Source organism: Martinezella sp. CNPSo 3795 (assembly GCF_057784475.1).
Genome location: NZ_JBXSOQ010000012.1, coordinates 170,156 through 187,489 on the forward strand (window position 1 = coordinate 170,156; position 17,334 = coordinate 187,489).

Annotated in this window: 20 protein-coding genes; 9 read left to right on the top strand and 11 right to left on the bottom strand. The window is 59.4% G+C overall.

The features are described from left to right. Window positions 1–76 precede the first annotated feature (76 nt). Window positions 77–562 carry a tellurite resistance TerB family protein gene (locus tag AC13QY_RS26720; RefSeq protein WP_488494252.1) on the top strand — a complete coding sequence of 162 codons (486 nt, stop codon included), beginning with the start codon at window positions 77–79 and terminating at the stop codon, window positions 560–562. Next, window positions 555–1,280, top strand: a complete 726-nt coding sequence (locus tag AC13QY_RS26725) for a glutamine amidotransferase (RefSeq protein ID WP_152094813.1) — start codon at window positions 555–557, stop codon at window positions 1,278–1,280. The genes AC13QY_RS26720 and AC13QY_RS26725 overlap by 8 nt, the downstream gene beginning before the upstream one ends. On the opposite strand, the gene AC13QY_RS26730 is transcribed toward AC13QY_RS26725, so the two are convergent. Together AC13QY_RS26730 and AC13QY_RS26735 are read right to left on the bottom strand one after the other, a co-directional pair. Next, window positions 1,277–1,906, bottom strand: a complete 630-nt coding sequence (locus AC13QY_RS26730) for a poly-gamma-glutamate hydrolase family protein (RefSeq protein WP_488494253.1) — start codon at window positions 1,904–1,906, stop codon at window positions 1,277–1,279. The genes AC13QY_RS26725 and AC13QY_RS26730 overlap by 4 nt on opposite strands. Before the next feature lie 10 nt (window positions 1,907–1,916). Further along, window positions 1,917–3,173, bottom strand: coding sequence for an MFS transporter (locus AC13QY_RS26735; RefSeq protein ID WP_488494254.1), 1,257 nt, complete (start codon window positions 3,171–3,173; stop codon window positions 1,917–1,919). Window positions 3,174–3,279: 106 nt separating this feature from the next. On the opposite strand from AC13QY_RS26735, the gene AC13QY_RS26740 reads away from it, so the two are divergent. Both AC13QY_RS26740 and AC13QY_RS26745 read left to right on the top strand, forming a co-directional pair. Next, window positions 3,280–3,603, top strand: coding sequence for a YggT family protein (locus AC13QY_RS26740; RefSeq protein WP_085999183.1), 324 nt, complete (start codon window positions 3,280–3,282; stop codon window positions 3,601–3,603). Further along, window positions 3,600–3,914 carry a DUF167 domain-containing protein gene (locus AC13QY_RS26745; RefSeq protein WP_488494268.1) on the top strand — a complete coding sequence of 105 codons (315 nt, stop codon included), beginning with the start codon at window positions 3,600–3,602 and terminating at the stop codon, window positions 3,912–3,914. Before AC13QY_RS26740 ends, AC13QY_RS26745 begins: the two co-directional genes overlap by 4 nt. Here AC13QY_RS26745 and ppa read toward each other — a convergent pair whose 3' ends face one another. The 4 genes from ppa to AC13QY_RS26765 form a co-directional block, all read right to left on the bottom strand. After that, window positions 3,915–4,451 carry an inorganic diphosphatase gene (gene ppa / locus AC13QY_RS26750; protein WP_269244548.1) on the bottom strand — a complete coding sequence of 179 codons (537 nt, stop codon included), beginning with the start codon at window positions 4,449–4,451 and terminating at the stop codon, window positions 3,915–3,917. A gap of 161 nt (window positions 4,452–4,612) precedes the next feature. Beyond that, the gene (locus AC13QY_RS26755; RefSeq protein WP_069613362.1) at window positions 4,613–5,119 is read right to left on the bottom strand and encodes a GNAT family N-acetyltransferase; all 507 of its coding nucleotides are present in this window, start codon (window positions 5,117–5,119) and stop codon (window positions 4,613–4,615) included. 200 nt (window positions 5,120–5,319) lie between these two features. Continuing rightward, complete coding sequence (gene typA / locus AC13QY_RS26760) at window positions 5,320–7,137, bottom strand: translational GTPase TypA (RefSeq protein WP_113330720.1); 1,818 nt, start codon at window positions 7,135–7,137, stop codon at window positions 5,320–5,322. Window positions 7,138–7,370: 233 nt separating this feature from the next. Continuing rightward, on the bottom strand, window positions 7,371–8,054 hold the full coding sequence (locus AC13QY_RS26765) for a glutathione S-transferase family protein (protein WP_183809707.1): 684 nt from the start codon (window positions 8,052–8,054) through the stop codon (window positions 7,371–7,373). A 90-nt stretch (window positions 8,055–8,144) separates the two neighbouring features. Here AC13QY_RS26765 and AC13QY_RS26770 point away from each other — a divergent pair, with 90 nt between their 5' ends. Then, complete coding sequence (locus tag AC13QY_RS26770) at window positions 8,145–8,609, top strand: MarR family winged helix-turn-helix transcriptional regulator (RefSeq protein ID WP_183809888.1); 465 nt, start codon at window positions 8,145–8,147, stop codon at window positions 8,607–8,609. A 124-nt stretch (window positions 8,610–8,733) separates the two neighbouring features. Continuing rightward, window positions 8,734–9,183 carry a hypothetical protein gene (locus tag AC13QY_RS26775; RefSeq protein ID WP_269244549.1) on the top strand — a complete coding sequence of 150 codons (450 nt, stop codon included), beginning with the start codon at window positions 8,734–8,736 and terminating at the stop codon, window positions 9,181–9,183. Between the two features lie 42 nt (window positions 9,184–9,225). Here AC13QY_RS26775 and AC13QY_RS26780 read toward each other — a convergent pair whose 3' ends face one another. Both AC13QY_RS26780 and AC13QY_RS26785 read right to left on the bottom strand, forming a co-directional pair. Next, entirely contained in the window at window positions 9,226–11,289 is a 2,064-nt protein-coding gene (locus AC13QY_RS26780; RefSeq protein WP_488494255.1) for a M3 family metallopeptidase, read from the bottom strand. Between the two features lie 97 nt (window positions 11,290–11,386). Then, window positions 11,387–12,028 (bottom strand): LysE family translocator, encoded by a 642-nt coding sequence (locus tag AC13QY_RS26785; protein WP_488494256.1) that lies wholly within the window; start codon window positions 12,026–12,028, stop codon window positions 11,387–11,389. A 160-nt stretch (window positions 12,029–12,188) separates the two neighbouring features. On the opposite strand from AC13QY_RS26785, the gene AC13QY_RS26790 reads away from it, so the two are divergent. After that, a complete protein-coding gene (locus AC13QY_RS26790; RefSeq protein ID WP_113330724.1) occupies window positions 12,189–12,671 on the top strand; it encodes a MarR family winged helix-turn-helix transcriptional regulator in 483 nt (160 codons plus the stop codon). A gap of 73 nt (window positions 12,672–12,744) precedes the next feature. Here AC13QY_RS26790 and AC13QY_RS26795 read toward each other — a convergent pair whose 3' ends face one another. Both AC13QY_RS26795 and AC13QY_RS26800 read right to left on the bottom strand, forming a co-directional pair. Beyond that, window positions 12,745–13,968: an argininosuccinate synthase gene (locus AC13QY_RS26795; protein WP_488494257.1), complete on the bottom strand. Its 1,224-nt coding sequence runs from the start codon at window positions 13,966–13,968 to the stop codon at window positions 12,745–12,747. 556 nt (window positions 13,969–14,524) lie between these two features. Beyond that, the gene (locus tag AC13QY_RS26800) at window positions 14,525–15,178 is read right to left on the bottom strand and encodes a hypothetical protein (protein WP_488494258.1); all 654 of its coding nucleotides are present in this window, start codon (window positions 15,176–15,178) and stop codon (window positions 14,525–14,527) included. A 180-nt stretch (window positions 15,179–15,358) separates the two neighbouring features. Here AC13QY_RS26800 and AC13QY_RS26805 point away from each other — a divergent pair, with 180 nt between their 5' ends. Together AC13QY_RS26805 and AC13QY_RS26810 are read left to right on the top strand one after the other, a co-directional pair. Continuing rightward, a complete protein-coding gene (locus AC13QY_RS26805; protein WP_488494259.1) occupies window positions 15,359–16,213 on the top strand; it encodes an SDR family NAD(P)-dependent oxidoreductase in 855 nt (284 codons plus the stop codon). Between the two features lie 63 nt (window positions 16,214–16,276). Further along, window positions 16,277–16,918 (top strand): LysE family translocator, encoded by a 642-nt coding sequence (locus AC13QY_RS26810; RefSeq protein WP_113330727.1) that lies wholly within the window; start codon window positions 16,277–16,279, stop codon window positions 16,916–16,918. Here the strand turns inward: AC13QY_RS26810 and AC13QY_RS26815 are convergent. Beyond that, a complete protein-coding gene (locus AC13QY_RS26815; RefSeq protein WP_488494260.1) occupies window positions 16,902–17,330 on the bottom strand; it encodes a hypothetical protein in 429 nt (142 codons plus the stop codon). The two genes, AC13QY_RS26810 and AC13QY_RS26815, sit on opposite strands and share 17 nt — an antisense overlap. Between the last annotated feature and the right edge of the window lie 4 nt (window positions 17,331–17,334).

Sequence of the window (17,334 nt, forward strand, 5' to 3'; positions counted from 1 at the left end):
GGAATTGCGGGAAGATAAAAAGATAGAGCATGGTGCCCCAAGAACCCTGCTCGGCCCGTTTTGAGAATGGAGACGCATGTTCGAACGCTTTCAGGAATTCCTTCATAACCTGACCCAAGACCACCCCAGATCCGGCTTCGCACCCGACGACCCGCGTGTCGCGGTGGCGGCCCTGTGCATCCAGGTCATGGAGGCAGACGGCAAGATCGAGAACAGCGAAAAGAAACGGCTGCGCAAGCTCCTGAAGGACCAATATGGTCTCGATGGGCGCCAGCTCGACCGGCTGATCGCTGCCGGCGAGGAAGCGGAAAGCGAGGCGGTCGATTATTATCGTTTTACCTCGGATCTGAAGCGTCATCTCGACAGCACCCAGCGGCTCGAACTGCTCGGCATCCTCTGGGACATCGTCTATGCCGACGGCGAGCGCAGCGAGATGGAAGATCATGCAATCTGGCGGATCGCCGACCTCATGGGCATTTCCGATCGCGAGCGCATCATGAAGCGCCAGGAAGCAGCCGCACGCGCACCCGGCCCGAGGGTGGAGACAGGCAATGATGATTGAAGCGCCGAAGAGCGCCGGCCGCCCTATATTGATCGTCCTGCATCAGGAGCGCTCCAGCCCCGGCCGCGTCGGCCAGATGCTGCTGGAGAAAGGCTACGATCTCGATATCCGCCATCCGGTCCTCGGCGATCCCCTGCCCTCGACGCTCGAAGCACATGCCGGCGCCGTCATCTTTGGCGGCCCGATGAGCGCCAACGACCCGGATGACTTCATCAGGGCTGAGACCGACTGGCTGAAAGTACCGCTCAAGGAAAACCGCCCCTATCTCGGCATCTGCCTCGGGGCACAGCTGCTCGCCCGCCATCTCGGCGCCAAGGTGAAGCCGCGCGACGACGGCAAGACCGAAATCGGCTGGTATGCGCTACAGCCGACGGAAAAAGGCCGGTTGCTGATGCGTTGGCCGCAAATGGTCTATCATTTCCATCGCGAAGGCTTCGAGCTGCCGCACGGCGCCGATCTGCTCGCGACAGCGGAGACCTATCCCAACCAGGCCTATCGCTATGGCGCCAATGCCTGGGGTCTGCAGTTTCATGCCGAGCTCACACGCGCCATGATGCAGCGCTGGGTCGTGCATGGCGAGCACCGCTTCTGCATGCCGAACGCCCAGCAGGGCCGCGAGCATCTCGAAGGCCGCATGATCTTCGACGCCGCGCTGAAGGCCTGGCTATCGGAATTCCTCGATCTCGTCTTCGAGGGCAAGCAGGCAATGGTGGCCTAAAGGCCCTCGCCTGACGAAAGCACGCGATCGAGTTCATCGATCGCGCTACGGATCGCAGACGCATATCGCTCCATCTTTTGTGCATCTTTCATGAGAATATCCCTGACGCCTCTCGGAATTTCGAGCTGGACGCCGGCCTGCCGCTTGCCGCGATTGCAGATATTGCCGGTGGAAGCTCCGGCAAGCGCCTCCCCTTTCACTCTCGCCGCCGCCGCAAAACCATTGAGCCGCAACGCTTCGACGATCCGGTCGCGAAGCGATGTGTCGAGACCGCCGATCCAGCTCGTCAGCGGATCATCCCGATCCGTTCGCCCATGAACGGCGACGACGATCGACGAACTGGACACCAGGCCGTTTGCTATCGGTTCATCGAATTTTTCGGCGGTGATGTGCAGCTCATGATGAAGCCTCGCCGCATCGAGCCCTTCGAAACGATAAAGTGAGTACCTCTCATCGGCGATCGCCAGAGCGATTTCGGATGTGGCGGGCTCAATGAAACCGCCATGGGGAGCGATGACGGCGACATGCGATGATCGATCCTCGAGATGGATACGATAGCCGAAGCCCTCGATTTCATGCTCGCGAAGCGCCGAAAACGAATTGTATCGATCCGGCTTCCTTGTCATCGCGCAATCCTCAAGCCGGCTGCGGCTCGCCGTCACGATCAGGCGCGTTCAGGCTGTCGATGCGGCGCAGCTGCGGGAAACCTGTGGCCCAAAGGATGGCGACGGTCAGCGTGCCAAGTCCTCCGATGACGACGGCGGGAATTGCGCCGAAATAATGCGCCATGGTGCCGGCGCGGAATTCGCCAAGCTCGTTCGACGCGCCGACGAAGACCATGTTGACGGCATTGACGCGGCCGCGGACGTGATCCGGCGTCCAAAGCGTGATCAGGGTCTCGCGCACATAGACGGAAATCAGGTCGGAAGCGCCCATGACGGCGAGAGCCGCTATCGACAGCCACGGCGTATGCGAGATGCCGAAGATCAGCGTACCTACGCCGAACATGGCAACGCCGGCAAACATGCAGATGCCGGCGCGGTTTCGGATAGGATAAGTCGCCAGAAACAGGCCCATGGCGATCGCGCCGAAGCTTGGCGCAGCGCGCAGCATGCCGAGGCCCCAGGGCCCAAGCGTCAGGATATCGCGCGCATAGATGGGCATCAGCGCGACGGCGCCGCCGAGCAACACCGCGAAAAGATCGAGCGATACCGCACCGAGCACCACTTTTTCCGACCAGATGAAACGGAAGCCGGCGAGCATCTCGTTGAGGCTACGCCGCTCATGTGCGGTGCGCTGCTGCGGCTTGGGGATCAGGAAGGTCAGCACCGAACCGGCCGCGAAGAAAAACACGGCCACGGAATAGGCGACATTGGCCCCGATGCCGTAAAGCAGGCCACCGGCCACGGGACCAAGGATGGCGGCCGCGTCCCATGACATCGAGTTCCAGGTGATGGCGTTCGTCAGGTCTTCGGGCGGGATCAGGTTGGGCGCCAGCGATTGCATGGCCGGCGTCATGAAAGCGCGCTCGATGCCGAAGACCGTGAGGATCAGAAATACCGGCAGCGGCGCGAAGGTGCCCGATATGGTCAGAAACAGCAGCGTAGCGGTGCAGAGGGTGCCGACGAAAATGCAGATCGCAGAAATCAGACGCCTGTTGTAACGGTCCGCAGCCGTGCCCGTCACCAGGATCAGCAGCAGCGACGGCAGGAACTGCACGAGGCCGATGAGACCGAGATAGATCGGCTGGCCGGTGTGCTCGTACATCTGCCAACCGACCGAAACGCTGACGACCTGCGTGGCAAAACCTGTCAAAAACCGCGCGAAGAAGAAATAGGTATAGGCAATGTGCCTGAAGGCGGCAAACCGGTCTCCGCTGGCAGCGAACGACATGGGACGAGACTTTCCGATGGGGCCGCTGGCGCAAAGGCCGGCCTTTTAGACATGATTCAACATGCTTCGGAGCATGGGACTTGCCCGTTTAGTCGCCAATGTCTACATGTCTGTCAACCGCGAATTGGAGACGGACATGCTCGCCTTATTTCAAACCATTGATCTGGCTTTGAATCTTTATACTTGGATATTGATCGCCAGCGCCATCTTTTCATGGCTATATGCTTTCAACGTCATCAATTCGAGCAATCAATTCGTCAGCTCCGTCGGCAACTTCCTTTATGCGGTCACGGAACCTGCCCTGCGGCCGATCCGTCGCATCCTGCCGGACCTCGGCGGCATCGACATCTCGCCGGTCATCCTGCTCTTGATCATCTTCTTCATCCGCTCGCTGATGTGGAATTCGATCGTCCCCATGTTCCTGCGGTGAACAAAGCCTGGCAGGCCTTTCCGAATCACGTCAGGCTTTCCGTACGGCTCACGCCCAATGGCGGGCGTGACGCGATCGATGGGCTCGAAACCGTAAGCGACGGCGAATGCTATCTGAAGGCGCGCGTTTCAGTGGTGCCGGAAAAGGGCAAGGCCAACAAGGCGCTGATTGCTCTGCTTTCAAAAAGCCTCGGCCTTCCCAAATCCACGCTTAGCATCGTCAGCGGCGACACGGCGCGCAAAAAAATCCTCCGGATCGAGGGCGAGCCGGAGGATTTGATGAAGAAATTAAACGCTATAACGAAGGCCTGATCAGGCCTTTTCCTTCTTGGCGCGGGCGATAGCTTCGATGATCAGTTCGCCGGCTTCCTTGGAGCCGCCCCAGCCAAAGATCTTCACCCACTTGCCGGGCTCGAGATCCTTGTAGTGCTCGAAGAAGTGCTCGATCTGCTTCAGCGTGATCTCCGGCAGGTCGGTATATTCCTTGACCTTTTCGTAGCGCAGCGTCAGCTTCGGCGAGGGAACGGCAATGATCTTCTCGTCCTTGCCGGAATTGTCTTCCATCTTCAGCACGCCGATCGGGCGAACATTGATGACGCAGCCCGGCACCAGCGGACGGGTGCTGGCGATCAGAACGTCGATCGGGTCGCCGTCTTCGGAGAGCGTGTGCGGGACAAAGCCGTAATTGCCCGGATAGGTCATCGGCGTGTAGAGGAAACGGTCGACGACCAGCGTGCCGGCGTCCTTGTCCATTTCGTACTTGATCGGATGGCCGCCGACCGGCACTTCAACGATGACGTTGACGTCTTCGGGCGGGTTCTTGCCAATGGAAATCGCGTCGATACGCATGCTTGTCCCCTAAATAAGGATGGTTGCCGCCAGCCAAATAATCGGTTTCATGCCGCAACGCAACAACACATCGGGAAAGAGGTCGATTTACTGCATGATTCCTTAAATGGAATCGATTAGGCAAAAAACATGCGGCAGATTAAGGAGCGCCACAGCGCCGCTCAGGGCCAGACGAAGCCGATCTTGCGCAGCTGCCTGTGATCGAAGGTTTCGATGCCCTCACAGAAATCCGCACCGCCCTGCCCGCGATAGAAGCGGTAGGCATTCTCGTTTTCCTCGAGGCACCAGACGACCAGCCCCTTGCAGCCAAGCGACTTCAACAGCCTGCGCGCCTCGCCGAACAGCATGCGCCCGAGGCCGAGGCCCTGATATTGCGGGCGCAGATAGAGTTCGTAGATCTCGCCTTCCTGGGGCAGTGCGCGGGCGCGATTGAGGCCGAGCGTGGCATAGCCTGCGATCTCACCGGCGACATCCAGAACCAGCAGCGTCGCGGGGCCACTTGTCGCCTTGCGCCACCAGGCTTCGCCACGACGCTCGATCATCTGGCCAAGGGCGCGATGCGGAATGATGCCGGCATAGGTGTACTGCCACGACTGGCGGTGCACCTCTGAAATGGCTCGGGCATCATGGGGTTCTGCCCGCCGAACATCAATCGACAACGTCTTCATAACGTCTACTCTGGTCTTACCGATGCGAATTAACCATCCTCATTCATAAAGATGGCAGACTTGCCCACAGGCTTTATCCGTGGATCGTCAACAAAAATTAACGGTTTTTTAACCTTTAGGACAAGGGCTCAAAAACCGAACATACAAATAAAAACCCCGGCATGAAGGCCGGGGTCGAATGCATTGCTCGGTTAGGATGATCAGGCCAGACGGGCCTTCTCGTAACGCTTGCGCTCGTTCGGATCGAGATACATCTTGCGGAGGCGGATCGACTTCGGCGTCACTTCCACCAGCTCGTCGTCCTGGATCCAGGAAAGCGCGCGGTCGAGCGTCATGCGGATCGGCGGCGTCAGCTTCACGGCTTCGTCCTTGCCGGCGGCGCGGATGTTGGTGAGCTTCTTGCCCTTCAGCACGTTGACTTCAAGGTCGTTGTCGCGCGAGTGGATGCCGATGATCATACCGGCATAGACCTTCTCGCCGGCGTCGATGATCATCGGGCCGCGGTCTTCCAGGTTGAACAGGGCGTAGGCCACGGCTTCGCCGGCTTCATTGGCGAGCAGCACGCCGTTCACGCGGCCGCCGATCTCACCCTTGTAGGGCTGGTAGTCATGGAACAGGCGGTTCATGACGGCCGTGCCGCGCGTGTCGGTCAGGAGTTCCGACTGATAGCCGATGAGGCCGCGGGTCGGCGCCAGGAAGACGAGACGGACGCGATTGCCGCCAGAAGGACGCAGCTCGGACATTTCAGCCTTACGCTCGGACATCTTCTGCACGACGATACCGGAATGCTCTTCATCGACGTCGATGACGACTTCTTCGATCGGCTCGAGCAGCTGGCCGTTCTCATCCTTGTGCATGACGACGCGTGGACGCGAGACGGCAAGCTCGAAGCCTTCGCGGCGCATGGTTTCGATCAGAACTGCGAGCTGCAATTCGCCGCGGCCCGAAACGTAGAACGAATCCTTGCCTTCGGCTTCCTCGATCTTCAGCGCGACGTTGCCTTCGGCTTCCTTGAAGAGGCGGTCGCGGATGACGCGCGAGGTGACCTTATCGCCTTCGGTGCCCGCATAGGGGCTATCGTTGACGATGAAGGACATGGTGACGGTCGGCGGGTCGATCGGCTGAGCGATCAGCGGCTCGCTGACCTGCGGGTCGCAGAAGGTATCGGCGACCGTGCCCTTGGAAAGGCCGGCGATAGCGACGATGTCGCCTGCCTGCGCTTCTTCGATTGGCTGACGCTCGATGCCGCGGAAGGCGAGGATCTTCGAGATACGGCCGGTTTCGATGAGGTTGCCGTCGGCACCCAGAACCTTGACAGCCTGGTTCGGCTTGATCGAGCCTGAATGAATGCGGCCGGTGATGATGCGGCCAAGGAAGGGGTTGGCTTCCAGGATCGTGCCGATCATGCGGAACGGGCCTTCACCGACGGTCGGCTCCGGAACATGCTTGACGACGAGGTCGAGTAGCGGCGCAAGGCCCTCTTCCTTCGGGCCATCAGGCGAATAGTTCATCCAGCCGTTACGGCCAGAACCGTAGAGGATCGGGAAATCGAGCTGTTCGTCGGTGGCGTCGAGATTGGCGAAGAGATCGAAGACTTCGTTGATGACTTCGTCTGCGCGGGCATCCGGGCGGTCGATCTTGTTGATCGCAACGATCGGACGCAGGCCGACCTTGAGCGCCTTGCCGACGACGAACTTCGTCTGCGGCATGGGGCCTTCGGCAGCATCGACGAGAACGATCGCGCCATCCACCATCGAGAGAATGCGCTCGACTTCACCGCCGAAATCGGCGTGGCCGGGGGTGTCGACGATGTTGATGCGCGTGTCCTTCCAGACAACCGACGTCGCCTTGGCAAGAATGGTGATGCCGCGCTCCTTTTCCAGATCGTTCGAGTCCATAACGCGTTCGGCAACGCGCTGGTTCTCGCGGAACGAGCCGGATTGCTTCAGGAGCTCGTCGACGAGGGTGGTTTTCCCATGGTCAACGTGCGCGATGATCGCGATGTTGCGAAGTGCCATATGTCTTAATCTCTGAGGCTGGGGCGCAGTGTTTCAGTAACACGCCAATTGCATTTGGCGCGCTCATACCCTTTTTTTCGCGAATGCGAAAGGGGGGAGGCAAGAAAGGGGCTGAATGCCGGCTTTTCGTGCCTCGCACTTCAGTCTTAGACGCTCAGACAGGCGCACTCTCTTCTACCACGTCGCCAGTTCAGATGCGCGCAATCGCCTCGATCGGGATTTGCGCAATCCCGTCAGGCGGCATGTTTCAGTAAGAACGCATCATGATTGAGCAGGAAAGCCTTCAGGCGCTCGGGATAGTCGTGCGTCACCGCACCTCGCACGCTTTGCCGCGACGCCAGCTCTGTGCGCCATGCCTTGACACGCGGTAGGCCGTCAAAAACGCCGGTCGATGTGATGGTATCGAACACATCGAAGTAACGGAAGATCGGCGCAAAAACTGCATCGACGAGGCTGAATGCCTGTCCGGCAAAAAAGGGACCGTTTCCCAATTCCGCCTCGACACGAGCAAATTTATCGATCAGCGCCTTACGCTTGGCCTCATAGGTTCCTTCGTCCCTGGCGGTCTCGAATCCCCACAAATCTGAAAGAATGGAAGAGCCGAATTCCATCCAGCCGCGATGGCGGGCACGCGCCAGCGGATCTGCCGGGTGAAGCCGAGCGCCGGGTTGGGTTTCCTCGAGATATTCGCAGATCACCGCGCTTTCGAACAAAACCGTTTCCACTCCGTCCTCCTGCCGCACGATCAGCAACGGAACTTTGCCGAGCGGGGAAATAGCCAGAAACCAGTCGGGCTTTGCCGACAGGTCGACATAGCGGATCTCAAATGGCACGGCCTTTTCAGCAAGTGTGATGGCTGCTCGCTGGACGTAGGGGCAAAGGTAATGGCTGACAAGGACCAGTTTTGGGTCGGACATAATCAAATCTCCTGGGTCGCGTTCGAGATAGATGTAATTGCATCTATATCCAGACTTGCCAGCGTGGTCAACATAGATGTAATTGCATCCATGTCCGATTGTTCAGATGCCACCCCTTCAAAACCCTCCGCCGCGGTCACGCGAGCGTGGGTTCGCCTCATGCGCACGCAACACATCGTCCTTGCGGCGATCGAGCAGGATTTGAAGGTAGCCGGCCTGCCGTCCCTCGGCTGGTACGACGTGCTATGGGAGCTGACGCAAGCCACGGAAGGAAAGTTGCGGCCCTATGAGATCGAGGAGCGCACGCTTCTCGCCCAGCATAATCTCTCCCGCCTTCTCGACCGGATGGAAAAGGCCGGTCTTGTTCATCGCGAAATATTTTCCGAGGACGGCCGGGGCCGCTGGGTCGTTATTACCGAAGCAGGAAGCGCCATGCGCAGCCGCATGTGGGCAGTCTATGCCTCAGCACTTCAACGCCATGTGGGCGATAAGCTGGATGATGCGCAAGCCGGACAATTGGCTGAGCTGTTGGCTTTGCTTTCGGATAAATCCTGACCAACAGGCAAAACCGATCCAGACGAAACGCGGTCACATAAATCGGGGGTAAGCTGGCCTTCGGGCTACTGATATGCCAATTTCACTCCGCCCGAAAAACAACTGCCAGCTCGCCGAGGCACACATGTTTAAGATCCTGTATCAGGGCGATCTTTTTGCCGATTACTTCCAGATATATCTGCGCGACGAAGCCCATCCCGACCTACCGGATAATTACACGGATGAGTCGCTGGCGCGTCGCCTTACCGTCGCACCCTACGCAATCATCCTCCATACAGCGCGCAATATGACCGTGCCAGTCAGCGTCGAATGGCACGATCAACGCCCTGCTGCTGAGCTGGACGCTGAAAAGCATGTAGCCGAAGCCGAGTTCGACTGCCCCTCAGGCCAGCTCGTATTGGCCGGATTGACTGATTACGAACCAGACGCTCCTCGCCTTCCAGTAAAGGCGGGACCGCTCGGCGTGCGCGTTAGCATATTCGGCCTCGATACCCTTAGCGAAGACGGTCTCGACGGGGATGATTGCTATCTTGTGCGGCTTTGGCCCAAGGCTAATAACCGACGGCGGGGCTAGCTGGAGCATCCGGCATCCGAGAATTCGTGTCCGGCCGTTAAATCAGGCCGCCAGCCCCTTCTTCTTCAGCATCGCATCCGGACTCGGCAGCTTACCGCGGAAAGCCTTATAGGCATCTTCCGGATCGATCGAGCCGCCGACGGAATAGATGTTGGCCTTCAATTTTTCCGCCATATCCGGATTGAAGGCATCGCCGGTTTCCTCGAAGGCGGCGAAGGCATCAGCGTCGAGCACTTCCGACCACATGTAGGAATAGTAGCCGGCCGAATAGCCGTCGCCGGAAAACACATGCTGAAAGTGCGGCGTCGCATGGCGCATGACGATGGATTTCGGCATGCCGATCTCCGCAAGCACCCGCGCTTGTACCGCCATCGGATCCTCAATTGCGCCGCGCGTATGGAATGCCATGTCGACCAATGCCGAAGAGGTGAATTCGACCGTATTGAAGCCGGCATTGAAGGTGCGGGCCGCCAGAACCTTGTCGAGCAGTGCCTGCGGGATCGGCGCGCCGGTCTCGTAGTGGACGGCATATTCCTTGAGGATTGCTGGCACAGTCAGCCAGTGTTCGTAGAGCTGCGATGGCAGTTCGACGAAGTCGCGGGAAACACCTGTGCCCGAAACCGAGGGATAGGTGACGTTGGACAGCATGCCGTGCAGCGCATGGCCGAATTCGTGGAACAGCGTGCGGGCATCGTCGAGCGACAGCAGCGCCGGTCGGCCTTCCGCCGGCTTGGCGAAGTTGCAGACATTATAGATGATCGGCAGCTCGCCGACATGGCCGTTCTTCAGCGGCAGCTTGTGCTGCGACTGGAAGGAGCTCATCCAGGCGCCGGAGCGCTTCGAGCTGCGGGCGAAGTAATCGCCGAGAAAGAGGGCGACGAGCTTGTCGGAGCTGTCGCGGATTTCGAAGACGCGCACATCGGGATGGTAGGCAGGAACGCCCTTCTGCTCGACAGCTTTGATGCCGAACAAGCGGCCGGCGACATCGAAGCAAGCGGCAATAATCTTTTCGAGCTGCAGATAGGGCTTCAGCTCGGTTTCAGAGAAATCGAACTTCCGGGTCCGGATCTTCTCGGCATAGTGCCGCCAATCCCAGGGCATGACCTCATGGTTGCGGCCTTCCTCGGCGATCAGCGCCGCAATATCCCTTTCTTCCTCTGCTGCGCGCGTGGCCGCCTTCGCCCACACGGTCATCAGGAGATCGTTCACCGCATCAGGCGTCTTCGCCATGGTATTATCAAGCTTGAGTTCGGCGAAATTGGCATAGCCGAGCAGCTTCGCTTTCTCTGCTCTCAGTGCCAGAGTCTCGCGAATGATCTCACGATTGTCGGTCTTGCCGCCATTGGCGCCACGCGCCACCCAGGCACTGAAGGCCTGCTCGCGCAGATCGCGGCGCTCGGAAGACGTCAGGAACGGCTCGATGATCGAGCGCGACAGGGTGACGGCATACTTGCCCTCCTCGCCGCGTTCGCGCGCAGCCGCTGCCATTGCCTCGCGCAAATAGTCGGGAAGACCGGCAAGATCGGCCTCTTCCGACAAAAGCAGCGCCCAGCTCTTTTCATCCGCCAGGACGTTCTGTCCGAATTGCGCGCCGAGGCCGGCAAGCTTCTCGTTGATGGCGGACAGGCGCTCCTGCTCAGGCTTCGGCAGCTTGGCACCGGCCTTGACGAAGCCCTTCCAGTGCCGCTCCAGAACGCGGGTTTCTTCCAGCGTCAGCCCAAGCGCGTCGCGACCCTCCCAAAGCGCATCGAGACGGGCAAAGAGTGCCGCGTTCGTGCCGATCTTCGAATAATGCCGCGCCATCTTCGGCGCGATCTCGCGCTCCAGCGCCTGGATGGTCTCGTTCGTATGCGCACCCGCCTTGTTCCAGAAGAGCGCCGAGATGCGCGACAGCTCGTCGCCGGCGGTCTCCAACGCCGTTACCGTGTTGGCGAAGGTCGGCGCCTCGCTATTGCCGGCAATCGCGTCGATCTCGGCCTCATGCGATATAAGTGCCGCATCGAAGGCGGGAGCAAAATCCGTATCCTTTACCGCATCGAAACGCGGCAGCCCCTTATGTCCGGTCCATTCGGTGAGCGCGGGATTGACGGCAGTAAGGGAAGACATGCGGGGCATCCTTTCGACAGACATCTGACCGAAGCACGATATAAGGCTAGCCCCGCCGAATTGGTATGGCGAGGGGCGAACAAATTGATGAGCGGGATCAGGCCTTGCGCCAGCCGAGCAGGCCGGGCGTGGCATGCCAGAGCGCCTGCACTGCAAAACCCATGAAAAGCACGCCGGAGCAGCGCACGATCAGCCGCTCATGCGCACGATAGAAACGCCGCACGGCACCCGCGCCGATGATGCTGATAAGAATGAGGTCGGCCGTTATGAAGCCGGCGAAGGAAACGATGAGTAGCAGCGGCAGCGCGCTGAAGGTCAATGCGCCGGCGGAGCCCGCGACAAGGGCCGTGAATGTCGCCAGCGCAACGGGATATCCCTTCGGATTGGTGACGCCGAAGATCAGGCCGCGACGGAACGGGCGGTCGACATTGACGAGCGCCTTGCCGTCACCTTTCGGCTTGGCGGTCACGGCACTCCAGCCGATCCAGGCGAGATAGAAGCCGCACAGCAAACCGAGCAGGTCGAAGACGAAGGTGCCGATGGTCTTGGCGCCGACGATGGCGACCAAGGCCAGCGTCGACCAGACGAGATCGCCGAGCAGATGGCCGCTGACGAAGAATGCACCCGCCTTGCGGCCCTGGCCGGCACCTATGCCGAGGAGTGCCAGAAAGGCAGGACCGGGAATAAGCACATAGAAAAGCGCGGCGAGGAAGGCGCCGACAACGAGCGATTGCGTCATGATGAGTGATCCCGCTGGTGATCGCGCGAGAGTAGCAATCTGTGGAAGCCGGTCAAGCAGCTGGCCGTTTTAAGTTCCAGGAAGCCGTTGTGTTCGTGGGATGAAATCAATAAGAACGTAGTGGGGCCCAAAAACAAAGAGCGTAGGTAGGGAAGCGCTTATGAACAGCAGGATTAATACGGATTCGCTCGCCTTTCTTGTGAGCGATTGCGCCCGACTGATCAGGGCGGCCTTCGAGCGACGCATTCTTGTCGCCGGGCTCGGGCTGACGGCGGGTGAAGCACGGACGCTGATGCAGGTCGCCGCCATCAATGGCAGCCGCCAACTCGACATCGCCTCCCGGATGGGGCTGGAGCCGATGACGGTCAGCGCCTTTCTGGACAAGCTGCAGGCACGCGGCTTGATCGAACGACAGCCGGACCCGCTCGATCGCCGCGCCAAGCGGATCGTGCTTTCGGAATCTGCCGACGCGAAGCTTCGGCAGATCGACCGTGAAGTCTGCGAAGTCGAGCGCAATGCGACGCAGGGCTTCGGCGAGGATCTTCAAGTGCAACTGCATGATGCGCTCTGCGCTTTCCGCAGCAATCTTCAGAAGGCCGAAGCACCTGCAGAAGTCGAACGGGAATTGAGGCCGGTGGATTAATTCCAGGCCGCCATCCTGGAAAAAGGAAGCCCGCCTCCGGCGATCGGAAGCGGGCCATTTCTCATTTCATACCTTACTTCGACAGGTTGCGCTTGGCGAGCGTGCGCAGGCGCAGCGCGTTCAACTTGATGAAGCCGGCCGCATCCTTTTGGTCGTAGGCGCCCTGGTCGTCTTCGAAAGTGACCAGCTTGTCGGAATAAAGCGATTTCGGGCTTTCGCGGCCGATGACCATGACATTGCCCTTGTAGAGCTTCAGCGTCACTTCGCCTTCGACATGTTCCTGGCTCTTGTCGATGAGGGCCTGCAGCATCTCACGCTCCGGCGAGAACCAGAAGCCGTAATAGATCAGCTCGGCATAGCGCGGCATCAGCTCGTCCTTGAGGTGTGCGGCACCGCGATCGAGCGTGATGGATTCGATGGCGCGGTGCGCCGAAAGCAGGATCGTGCCGCCGGGGGTCTCGTAGACGCCACGGGACTTCATGCCAACAAAGCGGTTCTCGACGAGATCGAGACGGCCGATGCCGTTGTCGCGGCCATATTCGTTCAGCTTTGCAAGCAGCGTCGCCGGGGTCAGGCGCTCGCCATTGATCGAAACGGCATCACCCTTTTCGAAGCCGATCTTGATGACCGTGGCCTTGTCGGGAGCTGCTTCCGGCGAGATCGTGCGCATGTGCACATATTCCGGCGCTTCCTGAGCCGGGTTTTCCAGAACCTTGCCTTCGGAAGAGGAGTGCAGAAGGTTGGCGTCGACGGAGAAAGGCGCTTCGCCCTTCTTGTCCTTGGCAACCGGAATCTGGTGCTTCTCGGCGAATTCGAGGAGGTCGGTACGGCTCTTGAACGACCAGTCGCGCCATGGCGCAATGATCTTGATATCCGGGTTCAGCGCATAGGCCGAAAGCTCGAAGCGAACCTGGTCATTGCCCTTGCCGGTCGCGCCGTGCGCGATGGCATCGGCGCCGGTCTTCCTGGCGATCTCGATCAGGTGCTTGGAGATCAGCGGACGGGCAATCGAGGTGCCGAGCAGGTAGACGCCTTCATAGACGGCATTGGCGCGGAACATCGGGAAGACGAAATCGCGCACGAATTCTTCGCGCACATCCTCGATATAGATTTCCTTGATGCCGAGCATTTCGGCCTTCTTGCGCGCCGGCTCCAGCTCTTCGCCCTGGCCGAGATCGGCGGTGAAGGTGACGACTTCGGCGCCGAGCTCCGTCTGCAGCCACTTCAGGATAATCGAGGTGTCGAGACCGCCGGAATAGGCGAGAACGACTTTCTTCACGTCTTTATGTGATGCCATGATGAGTTCCGTTTCGAGGCGGGCCAGGGGAAAGGCCCGCAAAGCTGTATCGCGGAACTTTTAGCGAGATTATCGTGCGGCGCAAGGGGAAGCGCGGCGGCGGGCATTGCCAATCGGCATGCGAGGACGACGGTTTCAGGATGTATGCTCTATTTCGTCTGGCATCGGCGTGAGCCCCGTTCTTATCGTCTCAGCCTGCCACCACATCGCGTCCTTCGGCATTCTCGCGCGGCGAAGAGGCTCCATTTCCGTAAAAATAAACCTTCTCCGATAAGCACTAGGGCTTTCCACCAAATAGACCGATTTCATTCTTTCCGAACCGAGAAACCACGGGCGCTTGAGAAAACGTAGGGGATTTTCCGTCCATTCCGGAGCTCGACCCAATTGCCATCTCCGGCAAAGATGCTCGGCGATGGCGCCCATGAGGGCATCGAACCTTTCGTCACCCGTCAACGGGACTTCGTCCTCAACACGCGCGCGTCGATCAGTAGCGGTACGATCACTATAGAAATCATCGAGAAAGCTTGCGAGATGAAAGCGAAACGCACTACCCGTCTCAAGGTGCGAGCGGACCGCCTCTGCCAGCGTTCCATGTCGGCTGCTCTCGGCTTGTGGCACTGTAATCATCCACCAGGCTCTGAATCTTGAGCTTCATTCGTGTCGAAACCACCGGTGTAACAATACCGGGAATATTAGGGTAACACTGCCTCATAAGATCGACAATCTTATCGAACGTGTCGATGCCGGTGATGGCCATCAGCGACAGCGCGTCGGAACTGTCGGTCAGTTTCCTCCCATCATCGTCGGCGCGATTGGCGAGGATCTTCATCGCAAGCAGATATTCCGGCGTCGGAGTAAAAATGCGCAGGCCGATAGCTGAGCTGTCTCGTGGGTAATCTCTAAACTGCAACAGGTTTGGCGCCGGATTGCCGCGCGGCGGCGCGAATTGTTTTGCGGCTTGGTTCAACCAGTCTGACGGAAGTTGCCTCCGCCGTGTGACAGCTTCGACGACGTCTCGCGCTTTGTCCTGGTGATTGAGATAAACGGCATCGACGTCTTCCGATGATTGTCGGATATCCGACGCCAGCACTAGGTAGGAGCCGCCATAGATAGCCATGTCGAGAATGATGCCTCGCTCTGCTGCCAGATTGCCGATGGCGTCGAACGCATCCTCTATCGTTGCCCTATCGAGCTGCTTATCACCGGCCATACCTGTCTCCATATCGACGTCAGTATAGATGCCGCCAATAGGCAATGAAAGCGTCGGTGCGCATGTCATTGCGCGTTGCAAGCAGGGGCTATGTGATGAATTGGCGATTTCGATTTGACACATCAAATTGAGGGATCATATCTGCCAGTATTCAAAAGACGCTCAGGGAGGGCGCCGCTTGTGACCGATATTCAAGACATTTTCAAGAAATCCAATGTTGCCGTCATCACCGGAGGTGCGTCCGGCATCGGTTTCGCCGCCGCGAAATATTTCGCTTCGCTCGGCATGAGCGTCGTCATTGCCGATCTCGGCGGCGAGAGGCTGGCTGAGGCAGCCACCGAACTCAGGGCAATTGCAGACGAAGAGCATGTGCTGGCCGTCGAGACCGATGTCGCCAGCAAAGACGCGCTGGAAGCGCTGGAGCGCGCTGTCCAGCAGCGCTTCGGCCACGTACATGTGCTGATGAACAATGCCGGCATTGGCCCGGAAACCTCGATCTTCAGCGCCCAGGCCGGCTGGGATGCGATCCTCGGCGTCAACCTGCTTGGCGTCATCAACGGCACGCGCGTCTTCGGGCCGGGCATGATCGCCCATGGCGAACCGGGCATCATCATCAACACCGGCTCGAAGCAGGGCATCACCACCCCTCCCGGCAACCCCGCCTACAATGTCTCGAAGGCGGGCGTGAAGGTCTTTACCGAAGCGCTGCAGCACGAACTGCGTAATACTGAAGGCGCCAAGATTTCAGCCCATCTCCTTATTCCCGGCTTCGTCTTCACAGGCCTGACCAAAGGCGATCGCAGGGAAAAACCGGCAGGCGCCTGGACGCCGGAACAGACTGTCGAGTTCATGATGGAAAGCCTAAAACGCGGCGATTTCTATATTCTCTGCCCCGATAATGACGTCGCCCGGCCGGTCGATGAGCGCCGCATGCTTTGGGCCGCCGGCGATATCGTCGAGAACCGGCCGCCGCTGTCGCGCTGGCATCCGGACTACGCCGATCAATTCAAGGCCTTCCTCGAAAAGAAGGATTGATTTGCAATCCGCCGGAAGCCGGGTAAGAACAGACGGAACCCTACCCGGCTTTCGGAGCCCCCCGTGGATTTCATACCCAGCCTGCCGACCCTTCTCGCCTTTTCCGCAGCAAGCCTCCTGCTTGCCATGACGCCCGGTCCCGACATGACGCTATCGATCAGCCGCGCGCTGGCCCAGGGAAAGAAGGCAGCGCTCTTCGTCGTGCTCGGCACCACGCTCGGCGTTGTCGTCCATACCTGCCTCGTGGCCTTCGGCATCTCCGCGCTGATCACGGCTTCGCCCGTTGCCTTCACTGTGCTGAAGACTGGAGGCGCTGCCTATCTGCTGTGGCTGGCAATCCAGGCGATCCGTTTCGGTTCCAGCCTATCGGTCAAGAAGGTCGATACCATCGGCGGAACACCGCTTGCAAACATCTCCAACGGCTTTTGGGTCAACCTGCTGAACCCGAAGGTCATCATCTTCTTCATGACCTTTCTGCCGCAGTTCGTTACATCAGGCGATCCTGCCGTCACGCACAAGCTGCTCTTCCTCGGCTTCTTCTTCATCGTCATCGGCATGCCGGTGAATATGCTCGTCGTTCTTGCCGCGGACGGCCTGTCGTCCTGGCTGCAACGGAATCGCGGCGTAATGCGCGGCCTGGACTACACCTTCGCCAGCGTCTTCTCGATTTTCGCGGTGAAAATCTTCTTCACTCAGGCTCGTTGAAACCGGACCACTGCCCCGCAAACCGGCCGGCAATCCACCAGTAAACGGTGGCGCTGGCCATGCCCAGGAATGCGAAGCAGACCGCAACGGTGATCAGATTGAGGGTCTGCGGCCTTTCCATGCCGCCCGAAATCAGGACGGACGCGACTGCCGATAGGGTCGCGCCGAAAATTGCATAGCCATACCATTGACGCATGCCGCGCCATTCGAGAATGGGGATAACCACCAGAGACGGCAGGATGCTGACGACCATCGCAACCTTGGTGAGCGCAATGGTCAGAACGAAAAGCTCGGGCGCCGCGGTCTCCGGCACCGTCCAGACGGCAGCGCAGGCGAGCACGAAGCCCATGAGAGCGCAAGCGGCGAGATAGCCCCACAAGAGGCGTATCGGCTTGCACAGTCCAAGGAGCATCGAT